The organism is beta proteobacterium MWH-UniP1, from assembly GCA_036362785.1.
Taxonomy (GTDB): domain Bacteria; phylum Pseudomonadota; class Gammaproteobacteria; order Burkholderiales; family Burkholderiaceae_A; genus Lacustribacter.
In genome coordinates this window covers 107,995-125,459 of record CP143625.1, presented here as the reverse complement: position 1 = coordinate 125,459, position 17,465 = coordinate 107,995, and the positions used below count along the sequence as shown (strand labels likewise).

The 17,465-nt window shown below is 55.7% G+C and carries 22 protein-coding genes and 1 tRNA gene; 16 read left to right on the top strand and 7 right to left on the bottom strand.

Annotation, left to right across the window (positions count from 1 at the left end; genetic code table 11):
* The first annotated feature begins 4 nt into the window (after nt 1–4).
* The 9 genes from AOB54_00635 (at nt 5) to rapZ (ending at nt 6,580) form a co-directional block, all read left to right on the top strand.
* A complete protein-coding gene (locus tag AOB54_00635) occupies nt 5–532 on the top strand; it encodes an HAD hydrolase family protein (GenBank protein WVN41927.1) in 528 nt (175 codons plus the stop codon).
* Nucleotides 529–1,116 (top strand): LPS export ABC transporter periplasmic protein LptC, encoded by a 588-nt coding sequence (lptC, locus tag AOB54_00630; GenBank protein WVN41926.1) that lies wholly within the window; start codon nt 529–531, stop codon nt 1,114–1,116. The genes AOB54_00635 and lptC overlap by 4 nt, the downstream gene beginning before the upstream one ends.
* Nucleotides 1,113–1,667, top strand: coding sequence for a lipopolysaccharide transport periplasmic protein LptA (lptA, locus tag AOB54_00625; protein WVN41925.1), 555 nt, complete (start codon nt 1,113–1,115; stop codon nt 1,665–1,667). The genes lptC and lptA overlap by 4 nt, the downstream gene beginning before the upstream one ends.
* A 3-nt stretch (nt 1,668–1,670) precedes the next feature.
* Nucleotides 1,671–2,423, top strand: a complete 753-nt coding sequence (gene lptB, locus AOB54_00620; GenBank protein WVN41924.1) for an LPS export ABC transporter ATP-binding protein — start codon at nt 1,671–1,673, stop codon at nt 2,421–2,423.
* Nucleotides 2,424–2,434: 11 nt separating this feature from the next.
* Nucleotides 2,435–3,898, top strand: a complete 1,464-nt coding sequence (locus AOB54_00615) for an RNA polymerase factor sigma-54 (protein ID WVN41923.1) — start codon at nt 2,435–2,437, stop codon at nt 3,896–3,898.
* A 14-nt stretch (nt 3,899–3,912) separates the two neighbouring features.
* A complete protein-coding gene (gene raiA / locus AOB54_00610) occupies nt 3,913–4,239 on the top strand; it encodes a ribosome-associated translation inhibitor RaiA (protein WVN41922.1) in 327 nt (108 codons plus the stop codon).
* Nucleotides 4,240–4,303: 64 nt separating this feature from the next.
* Entirely contained in the window at nt 4,304–4,768 is a 465-nt protein-coding gene (gene ptsN, locus AOB54_00605) for a PTS IIA-like nitrogen regulatory protein PtsN (GenBank protein WVN41921.1), read from the top strand.
* Nucleotides 4,761–5,699, top strand: a complete 939-nt coding sequence (hprK, locus tag AOB54_00600) for an HPr(Ser) kinase/phosphatase (protein ID WVN41920.1) — start codon at nt 4,761–4,763, stop codon at nt 5,697–5,699. Before ptsN ends, hprK begins: the two co-directional genes overlap by 8 nt.
* Nucleotides 5,696–6,580, top strand: coding sequence for an RNase adapter RapZ (gene rapZ / locus AOB54_00595; protein ID WVN41919.1), 885 nt, complete (start codon nt 5,696–5,698; stop codon nt 6,578–6,580). Before hprK ends, rapZ begins: the two co-directional genes overlap by 4 nt.
* On the opposite strand, the gene mutY is transcribed toward rapZ, so the two are convergent.
* Both mutY and mutM read right to left on the bottom strand, forming a co-directional pair.
* Complete coding sequence (mutY, locus tag AOB54_00590) at nt 6,507–7,676, bottom strand: A/G-specific adenine glycosylase (protein ID WVN41918.1); 1,170 nt, start codon at nt 7,674–7,676, stop codon at nt 6,507–6,509. The two genes, rapZ and mutY, sit on opposite strands and share 74 nt — an antisense overlap.
* Nucleotides 7,660–8,526 (bottom strand): bifunctional DNA-formamidopyrimidine glycosylase/DNA-(apurinic or apyrimidinic site) lyase, encoded by an 867-nt coding sequence (gene mutM / locus AOB54_00585; protein ID WVN41917.1) that lies wholly within the window; start codon nt 8,524–8,526, stop codon nt 7,660–7,662. The genes mutY and mutM overlap by 17 nt, the downstream gene beginning before the upstream one ends.
* A gap of 35 nt (nt 8,527–8,561) precedes the next feature.
* Between mutM and AOB54_00580 the strand changes: the two genes are divergently transcribed.
* From AOB54_00580 to pth, 7 genes are all read left to right on the top strand, one after another.
* Nucleotides 8,562–9,554: a tetratricopeptide repeat protein gene (locus AOB54_00580; GenBank protein ID WVN41916.1), complete on the top strand. Its 993-nt coding sequence runs from the start codon at nt 8,562–8,564 to the stop codon at nt 9,552–9,554.
* Complete coding sequence (locus AOB54_00575) at nt 9,520–10,140, top strand: hypothetical protein (protein ID WVN41915.1); 621 nt, start codon at nt 9,520–9,522, stop codon at nt 10,138–10,140. Before AOB54_00580 ends, AOB54_00575 begins: the two co-directional genes overlap by 35 nt.
* A gap of 28 nt (nt 10,141–10,168) precedes the next feature.
* Nucleotides 10,169–11,086, top strand: a complete 918-nt coding sequence (gene ispE / locus AOB54_00570; GenBank protein ID WVN41914.1) for a 4-(cytidine 5'-diphospho)-2-C-methyl-D-erythritol kinase — start codon at nt 10,169–10,171, stop codon at nt 11,084–11,086.
* A 5-nt stretch (nt 11,087–11,091) separates the two neighbouring features.
* Nucleotides 11,092–11,168 (top strand) — tRNA-Gln (locus AOB54_00565).
* 78 nt (nt 11,169–11,246) lie between these two features.
* Nucleotides 11,247–12,179, top strand: coding sequence for a ribose-phosphate pyrophosphokinase (locus tag AOB54_00560; protein ID WVN42835.1), 933 nt, complete (start codon nt 11,247–11,249; stop codon nt 12,177–12,179).
* Between the two features lie 107 nt (nt 12,180–12,286).
* A complete protein-coding gene (locus AOB54_00555; protein WVN41913.1) occupies nt 12,287–12,916 on the top strand; it encodes a 50S ribosomal protein L25/general stress protein Ctc in 630 nt (209 codons plus the stop codon).
* Nucleotides 12,917–12,992: 76 nt separating this feature from the next.
* On the top strand, nt 12,993–13,559 hold the full coding sequence (gene pth / locus AOB54_00550; GenBank protein ID WVN41912.1) for an aminoacyl-tRNA hydrolase: 567 nt from the start codon (nt 12,993–12,995) through the stop codon (nt 13,557–13,559).
* A gap of 11 nt (nt 13,560–13,570) precedes the next feature.
* On the opposite strand, the gene ychF is transcribed toward pth, so the two are convergent.
* From ychF to AOB54_00525, 5 genes are all read right to left on the bottom strand, one after another.
* Nucleotides 13,571–14,665, bottom strand: coding sequence for a redox-regulated ATPase YchF (gene ychF, locus AOB54_00545; protein ID WVN41911.1), 1,095 nt, complete (start codon nt 14,663–14,665; stop codon nt 13,571–13,573).
* Nucleotides 14,666–14,736: 71 nt separating this feature from the next.
* Nucleotides 14,737–15,006 (bottom strand): YfhL family 4Fe-4S dicluster ferredoxin, encoded by a 270-nt coding sequence (locus AOB54_00540; protein ID WVN41910.1) that lies wholly within the window; start codon nt 15,004–15,006, stop codon nt 14,737–14,739.
* Between the two features lie 6 nt (nt 15,007–15,012).
* Nucleotides 15,013–15,504 carry a pantetheine-phosphate adenylyltransferase gene (gene coaD, locus AOB54_00535; GenBank protein ID WVN41909.1) on the bottom strand — a complete coding sequence of 164 codons (492 nt, stop codon included), beginning with the start codon at nt 15,502–15,504 and terminating at the stop codon, nt 15,013–15,015.
* Nucleotides 15,473–16,069 carry a 16S rRNA (guanine(966)-N(2))-methyltransferase RsmD gene (rsmD, locus tag AOB54_00530; protein ID WVN41908.1) on the bottom strand — a complete coding sequence of 199 codons (597 nt, stop codon included), beginning with the start codon at nt 16,067–16,069 and terminating at the stop codon, nt 15,473–15,475. The genes coaD and rsmD overlap by 32 nt, the downstream gene beginning before the upstream one ends.
* A 23-nt stretch (nt 16,070–16,092) precedes the next feature.
* Entirely contained in the window at nt 16,093–17,454 is a 1,362-nt protein-coding gene (locus AOB54_00525) for a pitrilysin family protein (GenBank protein WVN41907.1), read from the bottom strand.
* Between the last annotated feature and the right edge of the window lie 11 nt (nt 17,455–17,465).

Here is a 17,465-nt window from a genome sequence, read left to right as displayed (position 1 = left end):
TGCCATGTCGTTATTTGTTCCCCATCCAACTGATGCGAGCCCCAAAGATGCTGCTGCCCGCGCACGCGAAGTGGAGTGGATGTTTTTTGATGTGGATGGCGTGATGACGGATGGGGGCCTGTTTTATGGTCCGCAAGGTGAAAGCCTGAAGCGGTTTCATGTGCTCGATGGCCATGGCTTAAAACTTTTGCGTAAAGCCGGCATCCGAATTGGCATCATCAGTGGCCGGCAGCATGACGCAACCGCCACCCGCGCAAAGGAACTAGGGTTTGATGTCGTGCTGCAGGGGCAATCAGACAAAGGGGCTGCTTTTGATCAGCTGATTAAAACCCAGGGCATTGACCCGGCGCGCTGCGGCCATATGGGAGATGACACGCCTGACCTAGATCTGTTCTCACGTGTCGTGTTTGCCGCAGCAGTTCCAAATGCAACGGCCGATGTTTTGGCCCAGGCCCACTGGGTCTCGAGTCGCAGAGGCGGTGATGGGGCAGTGCGCGAATGCTGTGAATTTATTCTGAAAAGCCGCGCATGAAAAACACCGAGTGGATTGGCAACACAATCTCCATTCTCTTGTTTGGCGTGCTTGCGATCGCCGCTTGGGGCCTAAGCGAAGTGCTGCAGCGCGGCCGACTCAACGACCAGGCTGTGGTTGGCAGTGGCCCCAACGCCATCATTGAAAACCCAACGATTACGCGAACCGATATCTTCGGAAAACCGCAGTACCGGCTTGAAGCCAAAAGAATTCTGCACAACGAACGCGGCGATGAAAGCTTGCTAGAGTTCCCGGTGATGACCTCGCTGGCAATCGATAAACCCAAGACTGTAGTGCGGGCCAACACGGCCATTGCGACCGACCAACAGAATCAAATCGATCTCAATGGCGACGTGGTGATCACTCGAGAAGCCTTCGGCACACAACCCGCTGCAAAAATCACCACTTCGAAGGCGACCCTGCTGGTTGCTGAAGAGCAGGCCAGCACCACAGCGCCGGTTTTTGTACAGCGGGGTCTATCCACCCTGCAGGGCATTGGCATGCGGTTTGATCAGAAAACCCAGAAGATTGATATCGTTTCGGAATCCCGGATGGTGGTTCCCAAGGAAAACAAGAAACAATGAAACACTACCCATGGTCATTGCCATTGATGGCCGCCGCGCTGGGCGTGATGCTGACAATTCACCTGCCGTCAGCGCAGGCTGAGCGGGCCGATCGCGACAAACCCACCACTATTGACTCTGACAAGCTCAATCACGACGATCAAAAGCAAATCACGATTTTCACGGGCAATGTGGTGCTCACCAAAGGCACCCTGATCATGCGTGGCGATCGTATGGAAATGTGGCAAGACGCGGTTGGCAATTACTTCGGCATCATGACCGGTCGGCCCGCACGTTTTCGCCAAAAACGTGACCTCCCCAACGAGTTCATGGAAGGTGAGGCATTACGACTTGATTACGATGGCAAAGAAGAGATCGTCATCCTGACCAACAACGCCATCATGCGTCGCTTAGAGGGCGATGTGCTCAAAGACCAGGTCTCTGGTGACCGGCTGACGTACAACAACATCACGGAGCGTTATGTGGTGGAATCCGGCCAAGGACAGCCGCGCTCACGAATGTTCCTCATGCCCAAGGGTGACAGCAAAGCCAGCCCTGCAGCCAGTAAATAATTCATGAATGCCCATTTGAGCACCCTCGATATTCAGGCGTTACGAAAGGCCTACAAGGGCCGAACCGTGGTGCAAAACGTCTCGATGACGATTTCGAGCGGCGAGGTGGTTGGATTGCTTGGGCCCAATGGGGCAGGCAAGACCACCAGTTTTTATATGATTGTTGGCCTGGTGAAATCCGACGCTGGCGAGATTCTGATGGACGGAAGGAACCTGGCCCGCATGCCGATCCATCAACGGGCACGTATGGGGCTTTCCTATCTGCCGCAAGAAGCATCGGTCTTTCGCAAACTCTCGGTGGCTGACAATATCCGTGCGATCTTGCAGCTTCAGACCGATCGTGATGGTCGGCCACTTGACGCCAAAACCGTTGAGACCCGACTGACCGAGCTCTTAGACGACTTACAGATTGGCCACATTCGCGACAGCATGGCCATTTCTTTGTCCGGTGGCGAGCGGCGACGGGTTGAAATTGCGCGGGCCTTGGCGACTTCCCCCCGATTCATTTTGCTTGACGAGCCTTTTGCGGGCGTAGACCCCATTGCGGTCATCGAGATTCAACGCATTGTTCGGTTCTTAAAAAGCCGTGGCATTGGCGTACTGATTACGGACCATAATGTCCGCGAGACCCTGGGTATTTGTGATCGTGCCTACATCATCAGTGAAGGGTCGGTCCTGGCCAGCGGTACACCACAAGAAATCGTGGCCAATGAAAATGTTCGCAAGGTCTACCTTGGGGAACATTTCCGGATGTAACTCTGCGGCCCATGAAGCCCGCTCTTGGACTGCGGATCTCCCAACACCTGGCGCTCACGCCCCAGCTCCAGCAGTCTATTCGGCTCTTGCAGATGTCGACCGCCGAGCTCGAAGAAGAAATTGAAAAATTTCTTGCTGAAAATCCACTTTTAGAAACACAGGACCAGGCCGCGCAAAGCATTGCCGCCGCAGACTCGACCAACAGTCTTTCAGCGGGTTTTGAACACGACTCCGCTGATGCAGGCCCCACTGATGAAGGCCAGCCAGGCGCCACTGAAGTTTGGGCAGCAAGCGCGGGCCGCACCAGCGACGACGATGATCAGGATTGGTCCGCCCGACGAGCCCAGCCCCTCAGTCTGCGTGACCATTTACACGAGCAGGCCCACGATCTAACGCTATCCGAGCGTGATATGGCCTGGCTTGATGTTCTGATCGAGTCACTTGATGACGATGGCTATCTGCGAGAAAGCCTGGTGGAGATCGAAGCTGCCATTGCTGATTTATTCGAGACCAATTTCGGTGAGCGGCTTGCCCAAGACGAGCTACAACTTGGGCTAAAACTTTTGCAGAGCATGGACCCGCCCGGTGTGGGCGCGCGAAGCTTGCAGGATTGTTTACTGCTGCAGCTTGAGCGACTCGAGCAGACCAACGAATTGGTCTGCGAGCCCGAAACACTGGCGCTTGCAAAACGTATCGTCAGCCATGATGCGCACCTAAAAGCATTGGGTGCAAAAGAGTTCAAGAATTTATGCAAAGTGCTGGCCTGCGATCAGGAGTCTTTGCGTGGCAGTGTCAAACTCATCCAAAGCCTAAACCCCCACCCTGGCAAAGCGTTCCAACAAGACACTGCCGAAAACGTTATTCCAGATGTGATTGCCTACCAGGTCCAGACCAAAACAGGCCCCGTCTGGCAGGTGCGGCTCAACGAATCTGCAGTCCCGCGGCTCACCATCAACCCGGTCTACGCCGAGACGATTCGCAAAGACCCGGCCCACCGCATGAGCAGTCAGCTACAAGAGGCCCGATGGATGATTAAAAATATCCAGCAGCGGTTTGACACCATTCTTCGGGTGGCCCAGGCGATTGCCATGGAGCAGCAGGCCTTCTTTGTGCATGGGGAACTCGCCATGAAGCCGCTGGTCCTACGAGAAATTGCGGAACTCTGTGAGCTTCATGAGTCCACCGTGTCGCGGGTCACAACCAACAAATACATCCTGACACCCAAGGGCACTTTTGAACTTAAGTATTTTTTTGCCAGCCATGTCAGCACCGACACTGGTGGCACCGCCTCCTCCACCGCCATTCGGGCGAAAATCAAGCAGTGGATTTCCCAAGAAAACCCCCGCAACCCCTTGTCCGATCAGCAAATCGCCGACCGGTTCGTACAAGAGGGTGTCCACGTTGCGCGCCGCACGATTGCAAAGTACAGAGAAGCGCTCAGAATTAACCCCGTAGGCCAACGTAAACAACTCTAAAAGGAGGTTGTGTCATGCATCTGACCATTAAGGGACATCACGTTGAAATCACCCCAGCAATTCGCGACTACGTCGACCAGAAATTCGGCCGCGCCTGGCGTCACTTCCACCAAGTCAACGAGGTCCATGTGGTCCTGAGTGTGCAAAAGCTCAACCAGATTGCAGAAGTTACCGTTCATCTGCCCGGCAAAGATATCCACTGCGAGGCCAGCCACACGGACCTTTATGCCGCCATTGACCTGCTTTCCGACAAGCTGGACCGCCAGGTACTCCGGTACAAGGAAACCCACCGTCCCGGCGTCCATCGGGGCCAGGGGGTAACCCACACCGTGATCTCATAAGGTGGCATAACGCGGCGCAACAAACGATCTATAATCCGCCCACTCGACTAGACGAGGCGGAGAGATGAACCGCATAAGCCAGTTACTTCCAGCGACCAACATCGTGGTTGGTCTTGAGGCCAGCAGCAAAAAGCGTGTCTTTGAGCAGGCGGGTCTTTTGTTTGAAAACAACCAGGGCATTGCCCGGGTCAAGGTCTTTGATTCGTTATTCGCTCGCGAGCGACTCGGCTCGACCGGCCTTGGGGAGGGCATCGCTATTCCCCATGGTCGAATCAAAGGACTGAAAGAGGCCGTAGCGGCACTGGTTCGGCTTGCAGAGCCGGTGGCCTTCGACGCGCCCGACGGCAAGCCGGTCAACCTGTTGCTCTTTTTATTGGTGCCCGAGCAGGCCACCCAACAACATTTAGAAATCTTGTCCGAAGTCGCCGAAATGTTGTCCGACAAATCCATGCGTGAAACTTTGCTCAACGAGAGTCAGGCCGATCTGATTCATCAGGCACTGGAATCCTGGCAGCCTGCACGTGCTTGACGTTAAGTCACTCTTCGAAGAAAACGCGGCGGCGCTACAACTGAGCTTTTTAACAGGCCAGGCCGGCGCCAGTAAAAAAATTGCAATCCAGTCGGTCGAAAGTGCCGATCTTATCGGCCACTTAAACCTGATTCACCCCAACCGAATTCAGGTCATGGGCACAGCCGAGGTGGTCTACTACAACCGGCTCGACCCCCAACGAAAAAGCTATCTCACGGCTGAGCTCATCGCAGGCAAGCCCCCGGCCATCATCATTGCCGACGACGAGATTCCGCCAGCAGAAATTTTCTCTGCCTGCGAACGAGAAGGCCTTGCGTTATTACGCACGCCCGTCTCGGCGGCACAAATCATTGAAATCGCTCGGGCGCAGGTATCGCGAATCCTGGCCCCCAAGACCCAGATGCATGGTGTTTACATGGACGTGCTGGGCATGGGTGTGTTGATCACCGGCGAATCTGGGCTTGGCAAAAGTGAGTTGGCGCTCGAATTAATTACCCGTGGCCATGGCCTGATTGCCGATGACGTCGTGGATCTCACACGTATTGCGCCTGACGCTATTGAAGGCCGTTGCCCGCCCTTGATTCAAAACCTGTTGGAAGTTCGTGGGCTGGGGCTTTTGGATATTCGCACCATCTTTGGCGAGACCTCTGTGCGCCGCAAAATGCGGCTCAAGCTGATTGTGCAGTTGATTCGCCGAAGCTCCATGGATGAGTTTGAGCGGCTACCACTCGAGGCCATGTCACAAGACATCATGGGCCTGCCGGTGCGCAAAGTGGTGATCCCAGTGGCGGCTGGCCGAAACCTGGCCGTCTTGGTCGAGGCTGCTGTGCGAAATACCGTTTTAAGTCTTCGCGGCATCGACACCATGCAAGAATTTTTGGAACGTCAACAGGCGGCCATGCGGGAGCAGACCGACGGGCAGTCACAATGAAGATTGTGTTGGTCACGGGCATGTCGGGCTCAGGAAAATCCGTTGCCTTAAATGTGTTGGAAGACGCGGGTTACTTCTGTATCGACAACCTGCCCGTTGCATTTTTAGAGCAAGCTGTTGGCGATTTAATTGGCCAAGGCCAGACACAACTGGCGGTGGCGGTTGATGCGCGAACAGTGGGGTCGCTGGGCCAGTTATCCAAGAGTCTTGCCCAGCTCAAGCGCGATGGCCATGAGGTCAAAGTGATTTTCTTAAACGCGCGGGATGAAACGCTGATTCAGCGCTACTCCGAGACCCGCCGTCGCCACCCATTGAGCCGGCAACCAACTGCCGTCTCCGCGCTTGAAAGTGACTTGGTCCAGACCCTGGCGGATTGCATCCGCCGAGAGCGGGAGATTTTGTCCGAGATTGAGTCGCTGGCCATTCCGCTAGACACCAGTGACTTGCAACCCCAGGTCTTGCGCCGTTGGGTGAGAGAGATTCTGGATCTTCAGACCACACGACTAACGCTGCTCTTTCAATCCTTTGCCTTTAAAGATGGCATCCCCATGGACGCCGACTTGGTGTTTGATGCGCGTTGTCTGCCCAACCCATATTACGTGTCAGAGCTAAAAGGATTGACCGGCCGGGACGAGCCGGTGATTCGTTATCTTGAATCCAAGCCGGAAGTTGCCGAAATGATTACCGACATTGGCAGCTACTTATCGAAGTGGTTACCCCGGCACGCTGAAGAAAACCGAAGCTACTTAACGGTGGCCATTGGCTGCACCGGCGGGCAACACCGATCTGTCTATTGCGCCGAGCAACTCAAACAACGCTTTTCTTCGGACTACTCTTGCGCGATTCGCCACCGCTCGCTTTCTCAAAAGGGTAGAGCTTAGACAGCAATGTCCTGACCGGCGCTGGTAAGGGCAAGTCAAAAGCCTGGTGCCAAGAAAAAAATACGAGCCCGCTCGGTGCGCCAACCGGCAGCAAACCACCGGCTCTTAATTCTTTGGCTGTTACTTGCCCGGGCCTTATCAATATCGGTTTTGAGGTCATGGGCCAGCGGATCACACCCGCCGAGATGTCTAATTTGTAGTGGGTAAAGGCATGCTTCATCTCGATGACTTGAATCAACTGAGATACCGTCTGGTCCCAGTTATTGGGCATGGCCTGCAAATCAAGACGCCATGGCACCCAGAGCCCAGGCCAAATCCCACGCGTGGGCTGCTGCATTAGCCAGACCCCATCGGGGTTACACAACACAACCCAATGGGCTTGTCTGCGTGATGTGATTTTTTTTAGTTTTGGTTTTGGAAAATCTGCCACCGTTTGGCTGGCATGGGCCTTGCAGTCTGCTCGAACAGGGCACGCCGGACAATCCGGATTTTTCGCGCGGCAGACCATTGCCCCAAGATCCATAATGGCCTGGGTGTAGATGGGCATCTGTGGTGCACTCTGCGGAAGCCGGGCCTGGGCTTCTTGCCACAACATTTTCTCAAGCGCGGGCGAACCCCAGGGTGCATCAGCGCAGGTCACTCTGGCCAAGACCCGTTTCACGTTGCCATCCAAAATCGCAACACGTTCTTGATAAACCACCGATGCAATGGCCGCAGCCGTTGAAGGCCCGATGCCCGGCAGAGTCATTAATGCCTGGGCATTGTTCGGGAAATGGCCACCAAAACGATCTTGAATTTCTTTGGCGCAGGCCAACAGGTTTCTGCCGCGTTGATAGTAGCCCAGGCCCGACCACAGGGCCAACACCTCTTGTTCGGTGGCATTGGCCAATGCCTGAAGATTCGGAAATCGTTGGGTGAATCGAACAAAGTATGGAATGACTGTTTGAACCTGGGTCTGCTGCAGCATGATTTCAGAAAGCCAGACCCAATAAGCGTTCGGTGGGGACGACTGCCAGGGCAGATCGTGGCGGCCGGCCTGCCGCTGCCAGTGAATCAACCGTTGCGCAAAGTCTGTTGAATTAATGTTGGCAGACATAGCAGTAAAAAGTACTTCGTTGTTGTTGCACCATGCGTCGAATTCTGACGTGTGCCTTGCCGGCTTGGCTGCAGCGCGGGCAGGGGTCACCTTCGTGGTCGTAGACCTGATGGGATTGCCCGTAACGACCCGCCTGGCCATCGGCCCCAAGAAAATCAGAAATGGTGCTGCCACCTGATGCAATGGCTGCAGCCAGTATGCGGCGAATGCCTATCGCCAAGGTCTGATAACGCGCCTTGGAAATGCTGCCCGCCGCCCGCGACGGATGAATGCCACTTTCAAACAAGGCCTCACAGGCATAAATGTTGCCCACCCCCACCACCGTCTGCCCACTCATCAGCCAATGCTTGATTGGAGTGGTTTTGCCGCGTGACTGTCGATACAAAAAATCCCCATCAAAAGCCGGATCAAAGGGCTCCATGCCGCGAGCACTCTCGCCCAGATGCTGGCCGATATCCTCAGCCTGAGACAGGCCGGCGCGGTCAATCCATTGAAAACTACCAAAGCGCCTGGGGTCATGAAAGACCACATCTTGTCGCCGACCACTGGGAAGCCGAAAGAGGAGCCGCACATGATCGTGCAACTGTGGCGGCGTTTGCGGGTCACAGCACTGCATGACGCCCGACATGCCCAAGTGGACCGCCACGCAGCCGGGGTCGAACTCTAAAAGCAGATACTTGGCGCGTCGGCCAACCCGCCGAAGGGTCTGCCCGGCCAGGCCCGCAAGGGCCTGCCGGGGAAACGGATGGCGAAGGCGCTTGCCGCTGAAGTGGGCCGACAGGAGTGTTGCCCCCTGCACAACCGCGCCAAGATGTTGGGCAGTCACTTCGACTTCCGGTAATTCAGGCATGACACGAAATTTTCAGAATCAGGTACTGTAAGCGCATGGTATTCAAAAGACATCTCCAGATTGCTGGCATTTGCCTGGCTATGGGCCTGTCCTGGTCCACCAATGCACAGGCGTTTGCCGATCGTGGCCAACAGCAGGCATCGATCGTATTCCAGATTCTGGCCAGCGAGCTGGCCTTAGCCCAAGGGGAAATCGGTGTTGCGGCAGCCACTTATCTCAGTGTGGCACGCCAGACACAAGACCCCGCTGCAGCCAAACGGGCCACCGAACTGGCCATTGAAGCTCGGGCACCGCAGTACGCCGAGGAAGCCGCTGCCATCTGGCTAAAAAATGCGCCTGCCGATGCCGAGGCCCAGAGCACACTTGATCTGCTGCAAATCATCTTGGGTGAGCAAGAGAAATTGGTGCGCTCTCTGTCAACACGTCGTACCCTTGCCGCCAAGGAAAACAAACTGGATGCGTTTTACGACTATGTCGCAGGGCTTGCCGGCCGGTCTGCCAACCGCCAAGACGGACTCAAGCTCTTTGAGCGCATCACCGATCCCGACCGCAATAAATCCAGCGTGATGTACACCAAGGCAATGCTCCATGAGCGTGCTGGCCAGCATCCCGAGATGGAGCGATTGCTGCGGGAGTTGATCCGACGCGAACCCAATCATGCCCATGCCCACAACGCACTGGGCTATCACTTCGCTGATCGCAATGAGCGTCTCGACGAAGCCCTTCAACTGATTGAACGCGCACTCACGCTCGCCCCCAAAGACGCACACATTATTGACAGCATGGGCTGGGTGTATTTTCGCAAGGGTAACCTTGACCTTGCCGAGCGTTATTTACGGCAGGCCCATCAGCAGCAGCCCGATCCCGAGATCTCAACCCATCTTGGTGAAGTCCTTTGGGTGAAAGGCCAAACCGCAGAGGCAGAACGTTTTCTGCGAGCAGCCTTTACGATGGACCCACGCAATCCGGTGTTAAACGACACCTTAAAACGCCTTGGCATTTCACCAACCCGCGTTCACCCCCAATAAAACCAGCGGTACAACATCACTCATGTTGCGTCAGCTGTCTCGTTGGCTCTGCAGTCTGATGCTCTTTGCGGTAATCGCGGGCTGTGCATCAATTGCCCCAGATCAAACTGTCCGCGAGCGACTCGTGCTGGAGCGCAGCGATGAGATCTTGGTGCAGACACGGGCCGGCCGTTTTGTGTTGCAGGGCCAGGCCCCCAATCTTGGTGAGCGCGGCACACAGGGAAGATTTGAGTGGTTGGAGTATCGGTCGAGCCAGGGGGCTCCACGCCAGGTACTGATCTGGTTGGGGCCGCTAGGCCAATCAGCCGCCAGTCTTGAGCAACGCTGGCAGCCGGTTTCAGGGCCAGCCATTGCTGCCTATGACGAGCAAGGGCTACGGCTCACACATCAAGATCAGTTACGTTTCCTTTCTGCAGTGCTGGGCGGCGATGCGCTTGCCATGAGTGATGACGAAGTTTATGTCGCCCTGCAATCGATCATGAGATTTTTTCAGGCATCGGTAAACGCACAAGCAACACGACATGAATCACAATTCCTAGTTGGCAAGGCAGTCATCGATCTGCGCATTGCCTTTGATCAGCCATAACTTCTTCACCTTGACGCATTAATTCGCCTTGACTTCAACAACAACCCAGCTACTGGCCCCCGCAAAAATTAATTTGTTTTTGCATGTGGTCGGCCGACGGCCTGACGGCTATCACCTGCTCCAGAGTGCCTTTGAGCTGATTGATTGGTGCGACACCGTCTCCCTCTCGGTGCGGCCAGGGGGCGACATCATTCGACAAGGGGACCTGCTTGGACCGCCCGAAGACGACTTGGCAGTTCGGGCTGCCCGAGCCCTTCAGCGCCACCCTGCCTGGCTGGCCGCAGGCGGCCCCGGGGCGGTCATCACAGTCCAGAAATCGATTCCCGCCGGAGCGGGTTTGGGCGGTGGCAGTTCGGACGCCGCCACCACACTCATGGGCCTAAATCGGCTGTGGGGCCTTGGGCTTGACCAAGCCACCCTATCGGCTATCGGCCTTGGGCTGGGGGCAGATGTTCCGTTCTTCTTATTCGGACAAGCTGCCTTTGCCCAGGGGGTTGGCGAAGACCTTCAGGCTTATAAGAGCGTGGAGCGGTCATTGGTGGTGGCCGTGCCGGCGGTCATGGTCCCGACCGCCGAAATCTTTCGGGCCCCCGAATTGACACGAAATTCTAAACCCTTGAAAATCTCGGGTTTCGCTGAAGCGGCGATAAACCCTGTTTGGGTGTTTGGGCACAACGATTTAGAACCCGTCACCCGGGCAAGGTTTCCCCAGGTGGACCAGGTGTTGAATTGGTTAACCCAGGCCGCTGCTGTTGAGAATATTGCCCCGCTTGCGGTGCGGATGTCGGGTTCCGGTGGTGCGGTTTTTTGCACCGCACCAGATCCTGATTCTGCGCATCGCATCTTGGATCGCATGAAGGGTTTTCAGAGTTCTGCGCAAGGCCACATGCTGGCGCAGGTTCGAGTCTGTCAGACCTTATCAGTGCACCCGGAGCACCGTAGTTAAACCGTTGGGGAGTCGCCAAGTTGGTTAAGGCACCGGATTTTGATTCCGGCATGCGAGGGTTCGAGTCCTTCCTCCCCAGCCAAATTTTTTAGCCCCTGGACAAAGCGCAGACATGGTCGACCGCATACTAAACAAAGACGGCGGTGCCCCCGAGGGGCTGATGATCTTTACCGGCAATGCCAATCCCAAATTGGCATCCGATGTAGCGCGTCATCTCAATACCCGGGTTGGTCGCGCCAACGTCGCGCAATTCAGTGACGGCGAATCCACCGTTGAAATTTTGGAACACGTGCGTGGCAAACACTGCGTGGTGTTGCAATCCACCTGTGCACCAGCCAATGACCACCTGATGGAAGTCATGCTGATGTGCGATGCCTTGCGTCGCGCCTCTGCCGAAAAGATTACCGCCGCAGTTCCCTACTTCGGCTATGCCCGTCAAGACCGTCGTGTGCGCTCATCCCGCGTGCCGATTAGCGCCAAAGTCGTGGCCAATATGCTGCAAAGCGTTGGCGTGGATCGTGTGCTCACCATGGATTTGCACTCCGATCAGATCCAAGGCTTTTTTGATATTCCGGTCGACAATATTTACGCAGCCCCCATCATTCTGGCGGATGTCTGGCAGCAGACCTATCCCAACCTGATGGTGGTCTCGCCCGACGTGGGCGGCGTGGTGCGGGCCCGAGCCTTTGCCAAGCAAATGGATTGTGACCTGGCCATCATCGACAAGCGCCGGCCCAAGGCCAATGTGTCAGAGGTCATGAACATCATTGGTGATGTGCGTGGCCGCGTCTGCATGATCATGGACGACATGGTCGATACCGCCGGCACGCTTACCAAAGCAGCCCAAGCACTAAAAGATCATGGCGCTGATCGCGTTGTAGCCTATTGCACACATGCGGTTCTCTCGGGTGGCGCGGTTGAGCGTGTCGCCAAGTCTGCATTGGATGAATTGGTGGTCACTGACTCAATCCCGCTTTCTAAGGAAGCACAGGCTACTGGCCGTATTCGCGTACTGTCCTGCGCGGGCCTGGTGGCCGAGACCCTGCTGCGAATCGTGAAGTCTGATTCCGTCAGCTCTTTGTTTGTGGAGTAATTTTTCGTTCCTTTCCTTGGCTTGGAACTGCTGGTCGCGGCGTCCAAATTGATGAAAGGTTTTTGACCGCGCACCCCAAAGGGCGTGCGTTTTTTAAGGAGTAGTAAATGAAAGTAGTTGCAACTTCCCGCACGGTGCAGGGATCGGGTGCGAGCCGCCGACTCCGCCGTAACGGCAAAGTGCCCGGCATTGTGTACGGCGCACAAAAAACCCCTCTCAATATCGAGATGGATCACAACCCCGTGATTCTCGCGCTCAAAGTCGAGGCCTTCCACTCTTCCATTCTGGACCTGGAAATTGATGGCAAGACCGAGCAGGTATTGCTGCGTGACTATCAAATGCACCCCTATAAGCCTTTGGTGCTGCACGTCGATTTTCAGCGCATTGATGCCAAGGCCAAGCTGCAGACCAAGGTGCCGCTGCACTTCAAAAACCAGGAGATTTCTCCTGCAGTGAAACTCAATGGCGCCATCGTGAGCCACGTGATCAACGATGTGTTGGTCTCTTGCCTGCCGAAAGACCTGCCCGAGTTCATCGAAGTTGACCTCTCGACACTGGCTGTTGGCCACTCGGTTCACGTGCGCGACCTGGTGGTGCCTGCTGGCGTCACACTAGTGCTGCACGAGGGTGAGAACCCAACCGTGGTGACCGCATCGGTACCGGGTGGTGCTGCCGACGAAGCTGCACCCGAGGCAGCTGCCGCTGCACCAGCCGCCGGTGAGAAACCCGCCGCTTGATTTTTAAGCCCTGGGCAAACAGGCTGCAATGGGATGACGAACCCTGTTGCAGCCTTTTTTATAAGTCTTTAACGCCATGAAACTGATCGTTGGACTCGGCAATCCCGGACAGCAATACCAACACCATCGCCACAATGTTGGCTTTTGGGTGGTGGATCAGCTCGCGAGTTCTGGCTGGTCACGCGAAACCAAGTTCAAGGCCGATATCGTCAAGGTTCGTATCGCCAATGAGGACCGCTGGCTCATGAAACCCGCCACGTTTATGAATGCCTCGGGCGAAGCGGTAGGTGCCTTTGCACGTTTTCATCGTTTAGAAGCGGCTGATGTGCTGGTCATTCACGACGAACTCGATCTGCCGCCCGGCGGTGTGCGACTCAAACAAGGCGGTGGCCATGGTGGTCACAATGGTGTGCGGGATATTGAGTCGCATCTGGGTTCACCCAACTTCTGGCGGTTGCGCATCGGCATTGGGCACCCACGCACACTCAATCTTCAGCAAGACGTGGCGGCCTTTGTGCTGAATGCGCCACGCTTAGAAGAAAAAATCGCGATTGACCGCGCCGTCGATGAAATCGTGAAAGAACTGCCCGCGCTCGTGTCAGGTCAGGTGGCAGCCGTGCAGCGTAAGTTACACGGCCTATAAAACAAGTTGACTTAGACGTTAAACCGGAAGTGCATCACATCGCCGTCTTTGACGATGTAGTCTTTGCCCTCTAGCCGCATCTTGCCGGCTTCTTTTGCGCCTTGCTCACCCTTATAGGTGATGTAGTCGTCATAAGCGATGACCTCAGCACGAATAAATCCACGTTCGAAATCAGTGTGGATCACTCCCGCAGCCTGTGGCGCCGTGGCGCCGACCTTCACGGTCCAGGCACGGACTTCTTTCACACCGGCAGTGAAGTAAGTCTGCAGGCCTAATAAGCTAAAACCAGCACGAATCAATCGATTTAAGCCGGGCTCGTCCATGCCCATGTCTGCTAAAAACACGGCCTTGTCTTCTTCCGGCATATCGCCAATCTCAGCCTCAATGGCTGCACAGATCGCCACCACGGGGGCGTTCTGAGCCTTGGCATAGGCCTGTAGCTTCTCAAGATACGGGTTGTCTTTAAACCCACTCTCCGACACATTGGCCACAAACATGGCGGGCTTGGCCGTAATCAAACAAAAGGGCTGAATCAAGGCTTTTTCTTCGGCATCAAGCGCCATGCCGCGAACGGGTTTGGCCTGATCCAGCTGGGCCTGACACTTTTCCAAAACCGCGAGAAGACGCACTGCCTCTTTGTCATTGCCGGATTTCGCGAGCTTGGCGCTTTTCTGAATCTGTTTTTCCACGTTGGCCAGATCGGCCAGGGCCAATTCCGTTTCAATCGTTTCAATATCGGCCAGTGGATCGACTCGGCCACTCACATGGACCACGTTGTCGTCATCAAAGCAGCGGACCACATTCACAATCGCATCGGTCTCGCGGATATTGGCCAGAAACTGATTACCCAAACCCTCACCTTTACTGGCACCCGCCACCAAACCAGCAATATCAACAAATTCAACGGTGGCTGGCAGGATGCGCTCGGGTTTGACGATTTCGGCGAGTTTGGCAAGCCGCGGATCGGGCACTTCCACAATGCCCACATTGGGCTCAATGGTGCAAAAGGGATAATTTTCTGCAGCGATACCTGCCTTGGTAAGCGCGTTAAATAATGTCGATTTGCCGACATTGGGCAGGCCGACGATGCCGCATTGAAGTGCCATTGATTTCTCGATTCAGGTTGAAGGCCTTCGGCTGATCATCCGCACGAAAAAGCCAGCGTTACAAACAAATGCTAATTATCGCCTTTTACCGTGGACAGGGTGCCCAGGGCCTGGACCTTGGCCTGTAGCTGGTCTTTGGTCTCGACCCAGGCCGGGTTGAGCTCGATACAGGCGACCGGGCAGACCACCTGGCATTGGGGCTCATCAAAGTGGCCCACACATTCCGTGCAGCGTGATGGCTCGATCTCGTAGAACTCGGCCCCCATGGAAATTGCATCGTTGGGGCAGACCGGCTCACAGACATCGCAATTGATGCATTGATCGGTAATTAAGAGTGCCATAGCGGCCTATTTTGCCGCCTGATCATTGAGCCGGCCGACAAGCCACTTCTCAACCGACGGGAATACAAACTTGCTGACATCGCCGCCCAGCTGGGCAATCTCACGAACGATCGTGCCCGAGATGAATTGGTATTGGTCAGAAGGCGTTAAGAAGAGGGTCTCCACATCGGGCAGCAGGTAACGATTCATACCCGCCATCTGAAATTCATATTCGAAGTCAGAGACGGCCCGCAGACCACGAATAATCACTTTGGCGTCGTGCTTGCGCACAAAGTCTTTCAGCAGGCCAGTAAAGCCCGAGACTTCGACATTGGGGTAGTGGCCCAGCACCTCGCGGGCAATCTCAACCCGTTCTTCCATTGAGAAGAACGGTTTTTTTGAACGGCTATCGGCAACCCCAACGACCACATGGTCAAAGAGTTTGCTAGCACGTCGTACCAGGTCCTCGTGGCCCCGCGTTAAGGGGTCAAACGTCCCCGGATATACGGCTCTCAGCATCTTGCTCTCCCTGCACTGCACAGTGTTGGAGCAGATGATAATGAACCGCGCCAGCCTTGTCTGCGCGAATCAGCCGCAGGCCATGTTTTTCGGCCCACTCCGAATCAATTGCTTGATCAGACTCAATGTAGAGGAACCCTTGCGCCGACAATCGGGCCATTGCCTGGGGCAGAACTGTCTCGATCAGGCCCTGGCCAAAGGGTGGGTCTAAAAAAATCAGATCAAAGGGTTCTTTTGCCTTGGCCAGCCAATCCTGCGCCCGGCCACGGACCAGACTCAGCCGATCGGAAGCCCCTAACTTTTCAATCAGCTGGCCGATGGCCTTGGCCGCGCGGGCCTCAGGCTCAACGAAGACCACATGGGCCGCGCCCCGAGAGCCGGCCTCAAAGCCAAGACTGCCTGCCCCCGCAAACAGATCCAGGCAGTGCCAGCCGGGAATCGTCTGGCCCAGCCAATTAAACAGGGTCTCACGGACCCGGTCCGGCGTTGGCCGCAGGCCCTGGGCGTCATGAACAGGAATGGGGGTGCGTTTCCATTGCCCACCAATAATCCGCAACTGGCCCATGAACTCTGCGACTCAGGCCGTGATTAGGGCTGAAAGCCTGCGGGACCCGCGACCACCACGACCGACAAATCAGCTGGGCGCACGACACGATTCATCACCCGACGAATATCGGCCACCGTGACCGCCGCGACCTTATCTGTCCAGGTCTTCAAATAATCGAGTGGTAGATCGTAATAGTTGATCTGGGCCAGGTTGTCTAAGAGTTTTCGATTGGTATCGACACGCAAGGCAAAACCGCCAATCAGATTTTGTTTGGCCGCCTTTAACTCTTTTTCAGTTGGGCCCTCTTTTAGAAAACGCGCCAGAGTGTCTTCCACCACACGCAGGGCCTCGGGGGCTTTTGCGGTCTGTGTCTGCAGCCCCATTAAAAACGGGCCAGGCTGCGCCAAGGGTGAAAAGGCACTGAACACGCTGTAAGACAGGCCACGTTTTTCACGAATCTCTTCTGTAAGACGCGACACGAACCCACCACCACCCAAGATGTAATTGCCAACCGTCATTGCAAAAAAATCAGGGTCGTCACGGCTAAGTGCGGGCAGCCCCAGCCAGACATGGCTTTGTGAGGCAGGGTGGGCGATTGCCTGACGACTTGCAGGAGTTGCGGTGATCACCGCTGGTTGCTGGCGAATTGGATGGCTTGGGACTGCGGCCTGTTTGGGGAATTGATCCATCAATTGGTCAACCAGTTCACGGGCCTGCGGCTCTGAAAGCGCTCCTACAATGGTGATGCGCATACGCTCAGGCTGCCAGTAACGTGAGTGGAAGGCTTTTAAATCTTCTGCCGTGATGGCGCCGATCGACTCAGGCGTTGGTTCAGCGCCATAAGGATGCTTCCCATACATGGCCTTCCACAGGGCCTTGGTCGCAATCGACTGGGGCTGTGTCATGGATTCCTGAATGGCCGCGATGGTGCGCTTTTTTTCGCGCTCTAAGATTTGGCGATCAAAACTGGGGGCTGCCATGATGCGCGCTAACAGGCGCGATGCATTCGCACGGACATCACTGTCTGACAGCATGCGCATGGTCATGCTGGCACGATCCAAGCCGGCTGCGCCACCGCGCTGCACCGCAAGCTCGGCGAAACGTTCGCTAATTTCCACTTCGTTTAAGGCGGGCTGTGATTCACCGCCACGCACACCCAGGGCCAACATGGCATGCGTCATGCTGGCCAATCCCGCACGATCAGCCGGGTCCCAGCGCGAACCGGCATCGACATCAACCGACACATCCACCATCGGGATTTCAGGAGCAGCGAGAAATAAAACGCGAACGCCACTACCGGTAGTCCACTCGCGCAGATTGGCGCCACGGTCCTGCGGCTGGGCCCAGACCACGGTCGCCGATAGAAATGCCCCACAAAACAGAGCGAAAAAATTCTTAAACATAGTGATCTACT